Source organism: Georhizobium sp. MAB10, from assembly GCF_045012825.1.
GTDB lineage: Bacteria > Pseudomonadota > Alphaproteobacteria > Rhizobiales > Rhizobiaceae > Georhizobium > Georhizobium profundi.
This window is the reverse complement of record NZ_CP118314.1, coordinates 1,864,704-1,880,052: the sequence shown is the minus strand read 5'-3', so window position 1 is coordinate 1,880,052 and position 15,349 is coordinate 1,864,704. Positions and strand designations below refer to the sequence as shown.

Sequence of the window (15,349 nt, the reverse complement as noted above, 5' to 3'; positions counted from 1 at the left end):
TTCCGGCCGCCGATCCGCCGGACAACTAGATCAAATACCGTCTCCCGGTGCGACCCTTCTCTCAGAAGAGGCCGCTGGTTTGGTTCTCTCATCATCTGGATTTTCATGACCTCCTTGTCCGCTTACCGCGCGCAATGGTTCGGCAATGTGCGCGGCGACCTGCTTTCTGGCCTCGTCGTTGCCCTGGCGCTTATTCCCGAAGCCATCGCCTTTTCCATCATCGCTGGCGTCGACCCGCGGGTCGGCCTCTATGCCTCGTTTTCGATCGCCGTGCTCATCGCCTTCGTCGGTGGACGTCCGGGCATGATCTCGGCTGCCACCGCTGCGACTGCGGTGCTCATGGTCACGCTCGTGCGCGACTACGGACTTCAGTATCTGCTGGCCGCCACCGTTCTCGCGGGCCTGCTGCAAATTCTCTTCGGCCTGCTGAAGCTTGGCGCGCTCATGCGGTTCGTCTCGCGCTCGGTGATGACAGGCTTCGTCAACGCACTGGCGATCCTGATCTTCATGGCGCAGATTCCCGAGCTCGTCGGCGTTTCGAACCTGACTTACGTCCTGGTCGCCGCTGGTCTCGCCATCATCTATCTGTTTCCGTATCTCACCAAGGCGATCCCATCGCCGCTGGTCTGCATCGTGGTGCTCACGACCTTGACCATCGTCTTCGGCCTCGACGTTCGAACCGTGGGCGACATGGGCGAGTTGCCGTCGACCCTGCCGGTCTTCCTGATCCCGGACATTCCGCTGACCTTCGAGACCCTGATGATCATCCTGCCCTATTCGGCGGCAGTTGCGGTGGTCGGCTTGCTGGAGTCCATGATGACGGCGCAGATCGTGGACGATCTGACTGACACGCCATCAGATCGCCATCAGGAATGCATCGGCCAGGGCATTGCCAATACGGCCACCGGCTTCATCGGCGGCATGGCGGGTTGCGCCATGATCGGGCAGTCGATCATCAATGTGAAGTCAGGCGGACGCGGTCGGCTTTCAACCTTCGCAGCCGGCATCCTCCTCTTGTTCATGATCCTGGTGCTCGGCGACCTCGTCAGCCAGATCCCGATGCCGGCGCTCGTCGCCATCATGATCATGGTCTCGATCGGCACCTTCTCCTGGTCCTCCATCGTCAATCTCAAGGATCATCCGCGCTCCTCATCAATCGTCATGCTGGCGACTGTCGTCACCGTCGTCTTCACCCATAATCTTGCCTATGGCGTCCTTATCGGCGTGTTGCTGTCGGGCATCTTCTTCGCCTGGAAGATCGCGCAGCTGTTCCGTGTCTCCTCCACACCCAGTGACGACGGGCGCCACCGGACATATACGGTCGACGGTCAGCTCTTCTTTGCTTCAACCGAAGACTTCATGGCGGCCTTCGATTTCAGGGAGGTGCTGGAAAAGGTCACGATCGACGTCTCGCGCGCCCATATCTGGGACATCTCGAGTGTCGCTGCCCTCGACATGGCTGTGCTGAAGTTCCGGCGCGACGGTGCCGACGTCGAGATCGTCGGCATGAACAAGGCAAGCGAGACGATCGTCGATCGCCTTGCCATTCACGACAAGCCAGGCGATGGCCTGAACTTAAGAAATTAAGAGCTGCGCACGGCTGGTCGAAAAGCGCTACGTCTGCTGCTATCTCCCGCTTCCAACGGCAAGGGAGGCAATTAGGAATTTAGGGAGATACGAAAATGACGTCGAAACTGGGCTGGATCCTTCGGCTCTTAACGAGACGATTGTGGTTTCGTAGCACCCTCATTTCATTGCTGGCTGTGGTGTCGGCGCTACTTGCCATATTTGTGGGGCCTTACATTCCCTATGAAATATCCGCATCAATCGGCGCTGACGCGGTTGATAACATCCTGACGATCATCGCCTCGTCGATGCTTGCAGTAACCACGTTCTCTGTCAGTTCAATGGTGGCCGCCTATTCCGCGGCGACGACGAATGTGACACCACGCGCCACCAAGCTTCTGCTTCAGGACGCCACTTCGCAAAATGTCCTTTCGACTTTTGTGGGCTCATTTCTCTTCAGCTTGGTTGCGATCATCACGCTCGCGATGGGGGCTTACGGGGAACAGGGCCGCGTCATCCTATTCGTGGTTACGATATTCGTCGTACTGCTCATCGTCGTCACTCTCTTGCGCTGGATCGACTATCTGACACGCCTCGGGCGTGTCGGCGAAACGACATCGGCAGTCGAAAAAGTCACGGCAGAGGCTTTGAACAACCGCCATGTCCAGCCCTATCTCGGCGCAATGTTTCTGGGAGACGAAGCCGACATCCCAGCGTCCGCAGAGCCGGTGAATTCCACCGAAATCGGCTATGTTCAGCACATCGACATGGAGAGACTACAAGAGATCGCCAAGGATTGTGAAACCATCCTCTATTCGCTTGCCCTACCCGGTACCTTTGTCGACACGCGACGACCCCTAGCGCGCATTGCATGTGAGGATGAGGCCATTCGCTCAGCCGTCCGCAATTGCTACACGTTGGAAACCGAACGATCTTTCGATCAGGATCCCCGATTTGGGATGTCTGTACTGGCGGAAATCGCGCAGCGCGCACTGTCACCCGCGGTCAATGATCCCGGCACTGCAATTGATGTCATTGGAAGAAGCGTTCGGCTGCTTACAATCTGGAGCGAGCCTACCGATCGCGACGCCGTCCGATATCCAAATGTCCGGATGAATTCTGTGAAGCTTGGAGAGCTGTTCGACGATGTTTTCAGCCCCATCGCACGAGACAGCGCGTCTCTGGTGGAGGTCCATGTCCGATTGCAGAAAGCTTTGGCGGCGCTCGCGGCTCTTCCCGATCCTCGATTTCGTATCGAAGCGGCTCGACACTCCCGGCTGGCTCTTCTCCGGTCTATACCGGCGATGTCTCTGGACCAAGACAGGCAAGCAATCGACCAGGCTGCGGCAGAAGTTGCGCGGTACGCATGACTTTGTCATCGCCCAACAGCGTAGCTGCTGGGCATCAAATGTCCGACCCCCAAACATCGAAATTTCAAATAACAGTTTGATTGTTGAACCTGCGATGGATCTGCCAGTTCAGTCTTTGGATCGACCGTGAAAGCGGCTCGAGGATCATCGGCGAATTGGCGTTGGAGAAGCATTTTAATGGATTGGTCGGAAATGTTTTTTCAGAACTGGTCAGGAATCGTCCGCACGGTTGTGGTCGGCTCGCTGGCATATGCGTCGTTGGTCCTGTTCCTGAGAATTTCAGGAAAGCGGACTCTTGCCAAACTCAACGCATTCGATCTCGTTGTCACAGTCGCGCTCGGTTCAACGCTGTCTGCCATCATTCTTCAGGAGTCCATTGCCCTCGCTGAAGGTGCAATCGCCCTTGCCCTGCTGATCCTCTTGCAGTTCCTTGTCACCTTTATGTCCGTCCGATCGGGCCGCTTCGCCTCCGCACTCCGATCTGAGCCTGCCTTGCTTGCGCGGGACGGCCAGTTTTGCTCCTCGGCAATGAAGCAGGAACGCGTCACGCAGGACGAGGCACTAAGTGCTGTGCGGGCTTCCGGCGGCAACGATATCGATGAGGTTGCCATTCTTATTCTCGAAAGCGATGGCACCATGAGCGTTGTCATGCGCTCGAAATGACCTTGGCTTCTTCGTCGTCAATTGTTTCGGTCGCAGAACCACATCTCGCAGAGCAGCTACAAAGCTCGGCGACGATCTCCTTTCGATAGTTTTGACTGTCGAACCAATATTCTCCTAACCATTGCCTCTTTGTGGGAAATTTGCGTTACTTTTCTCATCATGCTACGTAAATCCAGCATATTATAATTCGACAATCAAATCAAATTACGGCCTCTCTAGGGCCGGGCTGGGAGATCGTATGACTGCAGCACATCCCGAAAAGGGCTATGTCGCCATTCTTGGATGGAGCCTCAAGGCAATCGAGGCGATCGCGAAATTTGACCGCCGTTATATCGTTGTCGCACCATATTGGGCCGAAGAGTACGCAACCGCCAACGATATCCCGTTCATCAAATGGGATTTCGAGCGGCTTAACGACCGCTCGCATGAAATTGCGCAGACGCTCAAAGACATGGGCGTCGACGTTGCCATCCCGCTGTTCGAAGAAACCGTGGAGTGGGCAGGCGCCATCAATTCCGTTCTTCTCGGCAATCCGCGTCTTCTTGGGCAATCGATGCTGTTTCGCGACAAATCATTGATGAAGCGCCGGGCACAACTCGGCGGTATCCGAGTGGGCATCTTCGAAGAGGCGATGGACAAGTCCGATGTCATTCGGTTCCTAAAGCGCGTCAACCAAACGCTGCTGAAACTCGAAGGCGACGTGAACGATCCGATCCACATGAAAGCCTTCGACAAAGCAGGCTGTCTCGGGCACCGCGTGATCAGGACTGCCGACGACGTCGATGCGATTTCAGACGACGAGTTTCCCGCTCTCTTGGAATCGCATTTGGACGGCTGGGAATTTGCGGTGGAAGCCTGGATCAAGGACCGAAAAATCCAGTTCCTCAACATATCGGAGTATGTGACGCTTGGTTATTCTGTCTTTGTGCCCGCCACGCCTGAACTGGAAAAGTGGCGCGGCCGCATTACGGAACAGATCGAGAAGCTGATCGAAGTTTTCGATATCGATTTCGGCTTCATTCATCCGGAATACTTCGTGACGAATGACGGCACACTCTATTTCGGTGAAGTGGCCTATCGTCCGCCAGGGTTCAATGCCTTCGAGCTGATGGAACGAGCGTATGGCTTCAACGCCTATCAGGCGTTGGTGCTCGCCTTCGATCCGAAATCGACACAAGAAGAATTGGATGCTTTCTTCCCCGAGCCTGTCACTGGCGCAAAGGGACATGCTGGCTGTTTTGGCGTCTATCCGCGTCGGCGAGTGGTCAGCGAGCTGCAGATCCCCGATGAAACCGAAAATCATAGCTATTTCGAGTTTCACGAATTGGCGCCGCCGATGGAGCAAAAAGTTACCAAGCGCACAGCATTCGGGACCCATTGGGGGTTGGTCTACTTCTTCGGCAGCGACGCGCACCAAATGCGGGACCTGCTGAAACGACAGGAAGAGCTGGATTTTTACGTCTAGCGATTGCTTCGTTCTCTGGCGCAAGTCGCTATCGATCGACACTGAGCCCTGCGGCATGCTGGACAAACCGTCCACAGGGCGGAACCGCAAGCCACAGGCACGGAACGTTGATGAACCATCTGGAAATGACACGGCGACCGCTCGCCGAAACTGTCGGACAGTTCGACCGCATGCTCGAGCAATTGGAAAATGCATCGTCCTTCGCGAAGGCCAACTATCAGGGCCGTTTGCTCGACGTCGCTCGCAGGATCATGGTGAACGATGGTGGACTGGCTGTACTGCGTGACAGAGCGGCCAGAGCGGATGCTGCAGGCTTGTTTGCTGGCTCCGATTGGGACCGTCCGGAAGCTCTCTTGCCCGGTCTGGTCGGCGGTACGTTGAGAGATGGTCCGCTTCAAACCAAGATGCTTGAATGCATGAGCCTCCTGCGTTTCGGCGCAGTCGCCAGCGGTTCATATCGAAAGACCGGACTGACCGCTGAGGCAGCATCGGAATTCTTGGCCAAGGTGTTGGCGCTCAACCTCGCCCGCATATTCGGTACAAGCGACGAAGCCAGCCGGGCGTCCGCCGGGTCTCTCGATCCAGCAGTAAACCGCCTCTTCTCGACTTTGCTCGAAATCGTCGGACCGATGACCATCCAGGAGAAGCTCGTGGATGAGGTCCATCGTGTGCTTGCCCAGCGTCCAATCCAGATCGACCACATCAAAGGGATGATTGCCCAAATCGCGGTGACAGGATCGAATGCCAACTTTCCGCAATCGCACCTGTCCGATCGGGCCAAGCGGCTTGTCGAGGCCGCGTTTTCCCCGACCTCTTTATGCGCCGATGACCCCGGCCTAAGCCGCTACGGAGACCGCCTCTCTTCAGCAGACGACGAAACGCTCAAGCTCGAAGCCGAAACGCTCGCCAAGCGCATGCATGAAACAGGCATCGTCTCCGACTATCATCCCGCATTCGTCCGTTGGGCGGTCGACCACCAAAGCGACGAGCTTCTGGGCAGAGCACTTGCATTGAGCAGCACCGGGCTCGATGCAATGCGATGCTATTCGGCGCTCACCCACGACCTTATCCGTACTGCGGTGTTTCCCGAAACCGCGCAGGCGGTGTTGGGTCTGGCGCTCATGCTGGAGCGAGGGATCCTGTATTCACCACCTGTCGCCCCGTCGTTCTGGCGAATGCTCGATCTGAACATTTGCAACCCTGTGCAGACGGTGCTGTCCCAAAGGTTCGGCACAAGGGTTGAGCCGAGGGCATACCTCGTCGCCGGGCTGCTGCAGATGCTTGGCTTGCCGCTCGGCGTGGGTCAGGGCAACAATCCAACCTGCCAATCAGCCCGAGCGCTCTCTCTTTGGGCGTTGAATGATCCGGACTACCTGCTGCATATCGTGGCCCAAACGGCGCTGCACGATAATCTCATCATGCACTTCGAGGGGCAGCGGATCGAAAGCAAAGATCTGGGGCACGGCTTGGTTACGACCCCCGTGCTGGACACCGACCCGATATCAGCCATCCTCGTGCCTCACCTGGATAAGCTTTATGCGGAAATGGGCCGTCGCTGCGGGAACCGAGGTGAGGATCCCCATCGCTGGATCAACCCTGAATTGCATGGTTGGTGGGTGGGGCGCGATTTCCATATCGCCGTCGACGTCAACAGCGGGCTTTTAGCGGAGCACCGAAATTTCGTAAGCCGGTTTTGCGCTGCGTATCACCCAACATGGAACGGCAACCAGCAGATCGTTCACCCGCAGCCGATCGGGATAGCTGCGACGACGAACACGGGAACGTTTGTAGGATGGCACGCCATCAGCCTGATCAGGGTTTCGCTGGACCAAGATGGAGTGATGCGCGTTTATTTTTACAACCCCAACAATGACAGTGGCCAGGATTGGGGAAACGGCACCGTCGTGTCGACGGAAGGTCATGGGGAGCGCTTTGGTGAAGCCTCTCTGCCTTTCGAGCGGTTCGCGGCTCATGTGTACATCTTCCACGATGATCCCATTTCAGCCGGGGACTGCTCCATCGTGCCAGCCAGCCTGGTCGATAAAGTAGTCGCATTGACTGCAGCCGGATGGGGGATGTCCCGCCAGCCCGAATAGGCCACCGCTTCGACACCCAGCGCATCAACCGGCCACCGGTCGATCTCATCCCCGCTCACTGCGGGATCCAGAAGGCTCAAAACGAGAGCCATAGGATATGCCAATTTCCGGAACAACTCATATACCCAGCCATTTCCTTTCTATGAGATCAAGGCGAGGCCTCGTCCGATAATGGGCTCGCCCCAACGGGAGAAGGAAATGGCCAAGTATTTTTTCGACGTCGTGGATGGAACGCGCATCGCCAAGGATGATCAGGGTCTGCAGATGGTCGACCTTCAAGGAGCGCGTGCTGCAGCAATGAATACCGTTGGCCAGATCACACGCGAGATCCTGCCAGACGGTTCGCGGCGTCACGTCGTCGTCAAAGTGAGGGACGAGGAAGGGTCCTACGTCTACGAATGCACCGTCGATTCCCAAGGGGCGGACTGCCGGGCGTTCGACGACGAGCCAGTTCTCTGACGCGATACTGGTGCGGCGGACACAACATATTCTTCGATGTGAATTCTCGGATTGGCTGGGCATCTTTACCGAGTATCGGCGTAGCCGCGGACTCCCGCGTAAGCCTTCGTAACTTCGGCGCCGAACAGCACGATCTGGGATGAGTAATAGATCCAGAGAAGTATCGTGACGATCGACCCAGCCGCCCCGTATGTCGATGCGACCCCGCTGCTGCCGATGTAGAAGGCGATCAAGAACTTGCCGAGCGTGAACATCAGCCCCGTCAGCAGCCCGCCGACCCACGCATCATGCCACGTTACCGGCACATCCGGCAAAACCTTGAAGATTGCCGTGAACATTGCACTAGCGCTGGCGAGGGCCAACAGCGAATTGAACGCGAACAAAACCACTGACCAGCCTGGAAGCTTCTCGCCAAGATAGGTACCGACTGCTGTGAGGCCTGCGTCGATGACCAGCGAGACCAGCAGCAGAAATCCGATCCCTATGACGAAGGCGAAACTCATCAGGCGGCTGCGTGCCAACGCCAGTCCCCAATGGCGAGCAGGCGGGGCTTTCCAAATCAGGTTGAGTGCGTCCTGCAATTGCACGAAGGCGCCGGTCATCAACACGAGAAAAGTCACCGTCCCGACAATCGTCGCGATGATACCGCTTCCTGTGTCGCGCGTATTCGCCAACATGGCCTCGAGCGCCTCCGCGCCCCGCGGACCCAAAAGTCCGCCTAACTCTCCCACGAGAGCGCCTTGGGCCGCTTCCTGGCCGAACACCAATCCCGCCACGGCAACGGCTGTCAGGAGCATGGGAGCGAGCGCGAAGAGCGTGTAGAACGCGATTGCCGCGCCAAGACTCAACGCTCGATCGTTCAACCAACCCTGCGCGGCCGATATTGCAACTTCTCTGACACCTGACAATCCGATCAAGACCATCCTCCGAGCAAATGTAGGCTGGTACCAGGTCAAACGCATTCGCGACCGGTCCGCCCGCCGAGTGCGGGAACGGGCCTCTTCATCCGGCGAACGCTCAAGTGTGTGCGCAAGTTGCGACGCGACTGAAGTCCGAGCTCAGCAGTGTTCGTTTCGTTCGCAGATTACCGCACAACAAGAACTGAGATCTTCGCGTGTCGCACGACGCGGGCGGCATTCGGGCCGATGAGGAAATCTTCCGGGCCTGGCGTGGCAGCGGCGAGAATGATCAGGTCAGCCATGGCGACATCCGCGTAGCGCAAGATCTCTCGATAGATCGACCCATGCCCGACGATATGACGGTGGCGGATGTCGGCCGGCACGTGCGCCTTGGTAAAGGCGTGCAGCAGACCGTCCATGTGCTGGATCGCCTGTTGCTCATGCTCCTTCGGGAAGAAGCCGCCGACGATCGCCATCCCGTAGTCAGGCACGACCGTCATCACATGCAGTCGGCAACCGAAGACCTTGGCGTAATCGATCGCCGTGCTCAGTGTCTTCTCGGCCATCACCTTGTCGCCGAGATCGAGAGAAACGAGGATTTCGCTGTACATCGTCGTCCCCTTACCTGGCTTGCGGGTTGCCGAAAAGCGTGCCGCCCCGTCGGCGCTGGGTGAAGAACACCAGCCCAAACAGCAGAAAGCCTGGAATGTACATGATCTCGCGCGGGAGACGTTCGGCTGGAACCTCGACGCGGGTGATCTGGACGGGCGGATCGGTATAGAAGTCGAGGTCACCGAGCGTCCTGCCCGCGAGGCTGTTGAGGTCGAGCGGCTCATCCAGCGCCACACGCTCGCCATCCAGCATCGCCATCAGGCCGATCGCTTCCTCAAACCGCACTTCGCCTGGTGCGCCCGCTTCGCCGAGACCGAACGCCATGGTTCGGCTGACGATCGTGTCCGGATTATCGAAATCGGGACCCGATATCTCAAGACGGATTTCGCCACCGTCCGGCGCTGCTTCGACGACTTGGAACACCTGCTGCGGCGGCACGGTGTCGTAAGGTGCCTGCACGAGATCAAGGAAAAAGCCGGGGCGCAGCAGCAGGAACGTGACGAGCAGCAGGATCGCGGATTCCCAGATGCGGCTGCGCGCCATGAAGAATCCTTGCGTCGCAGCCGCGAAGATCAACATAGCAAAGGTTGCCTTGATGAATATCCAGATGGCGCCTGCAACGCCGACGTCGATCAGCAGGAGATCCGTGTTGAAGACGAAAATGAACGGCAGGAGGACCGTACGGAGGGAGTAGAAGAACGCCGTGAAGCCGGTCTTGATCGGATCACCGCCCGATACGGCAGCTGCCGCGAACGAAGCAAGGCCGACCGGTGGCGTCACATCGGCCATGATGCCGAAATAGAAGACGAACATGTGCGCCGCAATCAGCGGGATGAGCACGCCGTTCGCCGCACCGAGTTCGACGATGACAGGCGCCATGAGCGACGACACGACGATGTAGTTCGCCGTGGTCGGCAGGCCCATGCCAAGCACCAGGCTGATGATGGCGGTGAAGACCAGGATCAGGAAGATATTGCCACCCGACAGGAATTCGACGAACTCGGCCATGACCTGGCCGATGCCGGTCAGCGTGACGGTCCCGACGATGATGCCGGCTGCAGCGGTGGCACAGGCGATGCCGATCATGTTGCGGGCGCCGAGAATCATGCCCACAATGAGATCATCGAAGCCTTCGCGCATGGCGCGGCGCGTCTCGTCAGACTGCATACCCCGGAAGAAGGCTTTGAGCGGCTTCTGCGTGATCGTGATCACGATCAGCGTCATGACGGCATAGAACGCCGACAGGCCGGGCGACAGGCGCTCGACCATGAGAAACCAGACCAGGACGAAGAGCGGGATGAGGTAATGAAGGCCCGTCTTCAGAACTTCCGATGCGATCGGCAATTCGACCACTTCTGCATCGGGATCGTCGATTTCCAGTTCCGGCGACTTCGCCGCATACCAGATCAGCGCCACATAGGCGCCGAGCAGGGACAGCAGCAGAACCGGCGCAGAGATGGCCGGAACGAGCCAGCGCACGAACGTAATCGCGTAATAGATCGCACCAACGATCAGCACGATCGAAAGCATGACGATCAGTGTCCGCAGCAGCGCTTCGCGTCCCGACCGGTCGACACGCTTCGGCAGCGCCGGCATGTCGTTGCGCACCGCTTCAAGGTGCACGAGGTAGAGCAGCGCGATGTAGGAGATCAGTGCCGGCAAGAACGCGTGGCGGATGACGTCAATATAGGGAATGCCGACATATTCCACCATGAGGAAGGCAGCAGCGCCCATCACCGGCGGCATGATTTGGCCGTTGACCGAACTTGCGACTTCGACCGCGCCGGCCTTTTCCGACGAGAAGCCGACACGCTTCATCAGCGGAATCGTGAATGTGCCGGTGGTCACCACATTGGCGATGGACGAGCCGGAAATAAGACCCGTCATCATCGATGCCAGCACGGCCGCCTTGGCGGGACCTCCGCGCAAATGTCCGAGCAGGGCGAAGGCGAGCTTGATGAAGAAGTTGCCGGCCCCTGCCCTGTCCAGCATCGAGCCGAACAGTACGAACAGGAAAACGAAGGCTGTCGATACGCCAAGCGCGACCCCAAAGACGCCGCCGGTCGACAGCCACATCTGATCCATGGCGCGAGAGAAGGAGGCTCCGCCCCAGCGGATGATGTCCGGGACGAGCGTGGACGAACCGAAAAACACATAGGCAAGGAAGATAACAGCGACGATGACAAGCGGCGGCCCGAGCGCGCGGCGCGTGGCTTCCAGTAGCAAGAGCATGCCGATGCCGGCCGCCACGATGTCTTGCGTTATCGGAAGGCCAGGTCGGCGTGCCAGGTCACGGTAGAAGAGGAAGATGTAGAGCGCGCAGAATGCGGCCGCCAGCGCCAGGACCCAGTCGAGCAGCGGTATGCGATCGCGTGGCGAGCTGGCAAAGGCCGGGAATGCCATGAAGGCCAGAAACACGCCGAAAGCGAGGTGGATCGAGCGGCTTTGGGTGTCGTTCAGCACCACCTGCAAGCCGGTCGCCTGTGCGATCATGAATGGCAAAGGCGACGCAATGTAGATTTGGAAGAGCGACCACAACAGCGCCACGCCGGCTATGACAAAGCCCGCCGTTCCGGCGGGATTGCGTGCACCCGTGTCGGTCGCCGCTACGAGATCCTGGAGATCGTCATCGTTCATGCTCTTGCGGGCGTCGACGTCCCGGGTACCATCGCTCATGGCGCGTCTTTCATCGTGGAGGCGGCTTATGCCGATAAAGCGATATGAACGCGCGGCGCTCTCGCCGCGCGTCCGAAGGCCCTGACTATTCGATCAGGCCGGCTTCTCGGAAGTACCGCTCGGCGCCGGGGTGCAGGGGAGCCGAATTGCCCTCGTTCGCCATTGCGGATGCTTCGAGGTTCTCAAGCGCCGGGTGCAGGCTCTTGAAGTCTTCGAAATTGTCGAAGACGGCCTTGACCAGCTGATAAACAACTTCCTCGTCCACGTTGGCCGAGGCGACGAGTGTCGCGCCGACGCCCATCGTGGTGATTTCTTCGTCGTTGCCGCGGTACATGCCGCCGGGGATCGTTGCTGCGGTGTAGTACGGATACTGGTCGAGCAGCGCCTGAGCCTCTTCCCCATCGACATTGACGATAACGCTGTCGCAGGTCGTGGTGGCTTCCTGGATGGCGCCTGCCGGATGCCCAACGGCATAGGCGAAAGCATCGATGTTGTTGTCACACAACGCTGCGCTCTGCTCGGCAGGCGCAAGCTCAGCAGACACGGCGAGGTTTGCAGTCGTCCAGCCACGCTCTGCCATCAGGAGATCCATCAGCGAACGCGTGCCGGAGCCAGGCTGGCCGACATTGACCCGCTTGCCTTCGATGTCGGCGAAGGATTCGATGCCGGCATCGGCGCGAGCGACGATCGTCAAAGGCTCATTGTGGAGCGAAAAGACTGCCCGCAGATCTTCCTGGGCGCCGAGCTCTTCGAAATCAGCCTCGCCATTGTAGGCGTTGTACTGAACGTCCGACTGAGCGACGCCGAAATCGAGTTCGCCGCCACGGATGGCGTTGACGTTGTAAACGGAGGCCGCGGTTGATTCCACCGAACAGCGGATGCCGTGCTCGCGTCGGTTCTGGTTCATCAGGCGGCAGATGGCGCCGCCGACCGGATAGTAGACGCCGGTGACGCCGCCTGTGCCGATCGAGATGAATTGCTGGTCCTGGGCAAGCGCAGTGCCTGCACCCAGCGTCGCGGCAAGAGCGGCGGCAACGCCGGTCATGTGGATCTTGGTGAGGGTCATTCGTGTCTCCCGTTAGTCTGTTCTGCAGCACTTTCAATGCGCGTCTGCTTGGCGCCGGAGCTTTCGAGGTCGTAGACCTCGCCACATAACGGATTATTTTCAGCCGCATTTCAAGTTTTACGCAACATCAGCGGGTCGGAATGTCAGCTCATCAGTTTCGCTCGTGGTGAACTGCCTTCCGGATCCCAAAAATAGATCAAGGCGAGTCTTTTTTCGTCCTACCGAACGTTGCTGTGTTGGGGGCTGATCCGAAACAATGCGTTTTGGGCGCCGCTGGCCGAATAGCTGCTGACCTGCGGCCGATCTCAACGGCGGCTTGCGAGCCTGTTGCAGCCGCTCCTTCGCGCCAAAACGGGCTGGTTAGGCCCGGACGTCAATCATGTTCCTGATGTGCCCCCCGAATTGCCAGTTGGGCGCACTTCCGATGTTCTTCCTAGGCGCGAAAACCTCGCGGAGGTGGGGATGCAAGCCGGAGGCTGATTGCGTCAAAACCGAAGCATCATTTGGATGTCGCGCGCTCCAGAGGATGTTCGGCGTCGGCGCGTTGCCACGGCCATCGACCTTCGATTTCCACTTCAAGAGAAAGGCTCAAAAACGTCCGTACCAGGATAAGCGCTCCGAGCGTTGCGACTTTCTGCAGGGTCGGTTCAATGGCGACGGTCGCGATGATGTCGGCTGCAACCAAGAATTCCAACCCAAGCAAAATTGAGCGTCCGAGCCGCGCCCGCATGGCCCGGAACGGCTGATCCTGCACTCCAGAGAGTAGCGCCATCCCGAAAGCGACAACAGCGTAGACAGCGCCGACGATGATCGCGGCAATTCCTGCATATTCGAGCGCCGCTATAACGATCTCGAGTTGCCCAGCCTTTTCCAACATTCTGCCGCCCCTCTTTCTATGGCAAACAGAGAAGCTCGCGGCATAGTTCCAAATTTTCCACGAAGACAAGTTGGAGCAGCACAAGGTAGATCAAACAACCCAGGTCCAGCGCCCCCCTCAAGGCTGCTCCGGAGCACAGTGCTAGCCGGCGGCGTCCGACAGATATTCTTCGAGGTTCCGAATGATGTCTTCCACGAACTGCCTATCCCCCTCGGCTTGAGGGTCCGCCAATTCCGGACTGGCCGCTAGCGAATTACCGGCAAGCATCTCGACCGTGTCGTCATCCTGCATCATCCATCTAAGGCAGGCTTCAAGCCGTTCGGTGATCTCGCTCTCGCGCGCTGAACCTGAAAGAAATCGATTTCGATACCAGCCACGAAGCTCGGCTATGTCCATGTCATCGGGCTCCTGTTCGACTTTCGAACTTATGGTAGCCAAAGGTGTTCCGACGCGCCAAGTGATCACTCCTCGTACAGCACACTCAGTTGCAGGCGTTCTTCAACGATAAGACACGGCGGCGGGTACCGGAGAGTGCCGAGAAGCTACTCGACCAAAAATTAAATCGCCGCAATGACATCGTTCATGGCGACCTTACTCTCGTTGTCAATCAGACCGAGATTGAGGAAACTTTGGCATTCTTCCGCGCGCTTATCGCGGCGCTTGATCAGCTGGTGCGTTAACAGTGCCAGGTCATCCCTCCATTCTAGTGGGGGCGCGTTTCAACCCATAGGGCGGAAATCGTGCTGAAAAAACATTCGCGACCGATACTGGCGTTCTGAGCATGGAATGGGTTGGTTTGGATCCACTGGCATCAAGAGCGATGCCACGAGAACCTGCACTGGTCCCTTTAAGTCGTGGACTTGACCGGTCGATCGCAACTGGACAATCAAGCGTCGTCTTCGGACTGACTGATCCTGGAGAACAGCTTGTCGTGACTGACGTCTGATCAGTTCCAGACATCAACTGCGCGACTTGTGAACGCCCTCTTGGGGGCAACATCCGTCACGAATTCTGACCATAGATTGCCTCCAAGCTTGCGCTTCGCAAAGGCACCAGCCATGCTCAGGTATGCCTTGAGCACTGCAGCCATGTCGTCAGCGAAGCCCGAGAGTATCGTCTCCGTCGCCGAACCATAGGCGAGAAAGAGCGCCTCCCGATAATTCGCTTTTCCCCGATACCGAGATGCCTGATGAATGAAGCCGATGGACTTCTTTTGAAGACGTTCGTCACGAAGCTCTCGAGCGGCCTTTGTCCGGAAATCGGTCACGCCTAAACCCTTGAACTGGGAAGTTTTGATCAAATCCTCCTTCGCCCGCCACGCATACTAGGCGGCAGAGCCGGAGAGATATTCGGCAGCAGCGCCAAAAGCTTCAGCCGGGGTCGCTGGCTTCCAGAGCAGCTTGCCCGTGCTACCTTGCCTGTAGAATGCGACCTCCGGCTTGTAGGTGACCTCGACTAAGCTGCTTACCCGCCAACTGAAGGGGGACATGGCCAGCTCGCGGTTGGCGATCTGTTCGTCCCACAGCCGAGCCGTCCCAGCGTGATCTTCCTGGAAGGAGCCAGACTGTGCCGCGGTCATGGCGCTGGCAGCATTGGTGAT

General features: G+C 58.2%; 15 protein-coding genes and 1 other annotated feature (1 of these 16 running past the window's edge). Of the genes, 7 read left to right on the top strand and 8 right to left on the bottom strand.

Annotated elements, in window-relative coordinates:
- Positions 1 to 27, top strand: a sequence feature (sul1 is cis-regulatory element that is thought to sense ions involved in sulfur or methionine metabolism; They are found in Alphaproteobacteria); it begins 29 nt to the left of the window's first position.
- A gap of 78 nt (positions 28 to 105) precedes the next feature.
- From PU133_RS08680 to PU133_RS08655, 6 genes are all read left to right on the top strand, one after another.
- Positions 106 to 1,587, top strand: coding sequence for a SulP family inorganic anion transporter (locus PU133_RS08680; RefSeq protein ID WP_404864302.1), 1,482 nt, complete (start codon positions 106 to 108; stop codon positions 1,585 to 1,587).
- 95 nt (positions 1,588 to 1,682) lie between these two features.
- A complete protein-coding gene (locus PU133_RS08675) occupies positions 1,683 to 2,936 on the top strand; it encodes a DUF2254 domain-containing protein (protein ID WP_404864301.1) in 1,254 nt (417 codons plus the stop codon).
- 192 nt (positions 2,937 to 3,128) lie between these two features.
- Entirely contained in the window at positions 3,129 to 3,599 is a 471-nt protein-coding gene (locus PU133_RS08670) for a DUF421 domain-containing protein (protein ID WP_404864300.1), read from the top strand.
- Between the two features lie 121 nt (positions 3,600 to 3,720).
- Positions 3,721 to 5,064: a carboxylate--amine ligase gene (locus tag PU133_RS08665; protein ID WP_404864299.1), complete on the top strand. Its 1,344-nt coding sequence runs from the start codon at positions 3,721 to 3,723 to the stop codon at positions 5,062 to 5,064.
- A 110-nt stretch (positions 5,065 to 5,174) separates the two neighbouring features.
- A complete protein-coding gene (locus PU133_RS08660; protein WP_404864298.1) occupies positions 5,175 to 7,160 on the top strand; it encodes a hypothetical protein in 1,986 nt (661 codons plus the stop codon).
- Between the two features lie 198 nt (positions 7,161 to 7,358).
- Positions 7,359 to 7,619 (top strand): DUF6894 family protein, encoded by a 261-nt coding sequence (locus PU133_RS08655; protein WP_404864297.1) that lies wholly within the window; start codon positions 7,359 to 7,361, stop codon positions 7,617 to 7,619.
- 65 nt (positions 7,620 to 7,684) lie between these two features.
- On the opposite strand, the gene PU133_RS08650 is transcribed toward PU133_RS08655, so the two are convergent.
- The 6 genes from PU133_RS08650 to PU133_RS08625 form a co-directional block, all read right to left on the bottom strand.
- Positions 7,685 to 8,536 (bottom strand): YihY/virulence factor BrkB family protein, encoded by an 852-nt coding sequence (locus tag PU133_RS08650; RefSeq protein ID WP_404864296.1) that lies wholly within the window; start codon positions 8,534 to 8,536, stop codon positions 7,685 to 7,687.
- Positions 8,537 to 8,703: 167 nt separating this feature from the next.
- Positions 8,704 to 9,129, bottom strand: a complete 426-nt coding sequence (locus tag PU133_RS08645) for a universal stress protein (protein ID WP_404864295.1) — start codon at positions 9,127 to 9,129, stop codon at positions 8,704 to 8,706.
- Positions 9,130 to 9,139: 10 nt separating this feature from the next.
- On the bottom strand, positions 9,140 to 11,806 hold the full coding sequence (locus tag PU133_RS08640) for a TRAP transporter permease (RefSeq protein ID WP_404864294.1): 2,667 nt from the start codon (positions 11,804 to 11,806) through the stop codon (positions 9,140 to 9,142).
- 85 nt (positions 11,807 to 11,891) lie between these two features.
- Positions 11,892 to 12,872, bottom strand: coding sequence for a TAXI family TRAP transporter solute-binding subunit (locus tag PU133_RS08635; RefSeq protein WP_404864293.1), 981 nt, complete (start codon positions 12,870 to 12,872; stop codon positions 11,892 to 11,894).
- Between the two features lie 499 nt (positions 12,873 to 13,371).
- Positions 13,372 to 13,749, bottom strand: coding sequence for a DUF1622 domain-containing protein (locus PU133_RS08630; RefSeq protein ID WP_404864292.1), 378 nt, complete (start codon positions 13,747 to 13,749; stop codon positions 13,372 to 13,374).
- A gap of 141 nt (positions 13,750 to 13,890) precedes the next feature.
- Positions 13,891 to 14,145 carry a hypothetical protein gene (locus PU133_RS08625; protein WP_404864291.1) on the bottom strand — a complete coding sequence of 85 codons (255 nt, stop codon included), beginning with the start codon at positions 14,143 to 14,145 and terminating at the stop codon, positions 13,891 to 13,893.
- 89 nt (positions 14,146 to 14,234) lie between these two features.
- Here PU133_RS08625 and PU133_RS08620 point away from each other — a divergent pair, with 89 nt between their 5' ends.
- Positions 14,235 to 14,429: a HEPN domain-containing protein gene (locus PU133_RS08620; protein ID WP_404864290.1), complete on the top strand. Its 195-nt coding sequence runs from the start codon at positions 14,235 to 14,237 to the stop codon at positions 14,427 to 14,429.
- Between the two features lie 266 nt (positions 14,430 to 14,695).
- Here PU133_RS08620 and PU133_RS08615 read toward each other — a convergent pair whose 3' ends face one another.
- A complete protein-coding gene (locus PU133_RS08615; protein WP_404864289.1) occupies positions 14,696 to 15,049 on the bottom strand; it encodes a hypothetical protein in 354 nt (117 codons plus the stop codon).
- Positions 15,050 to 15,073: 24 nt separating this feature from the next.
- On the bottom strand, positions 15,074 to 15,238 hold the full coding sequence (locus PU133_RS08610; RefSeq protein WP_404864288.1) for a hypothetical protein: 165 nt from the start codon (positions 15,236 to 15,238) through the stop codon (positions 15,074 to 15,076).
- Positions 15,239 to 15,349: the final 111 nt, after the last annotated feature.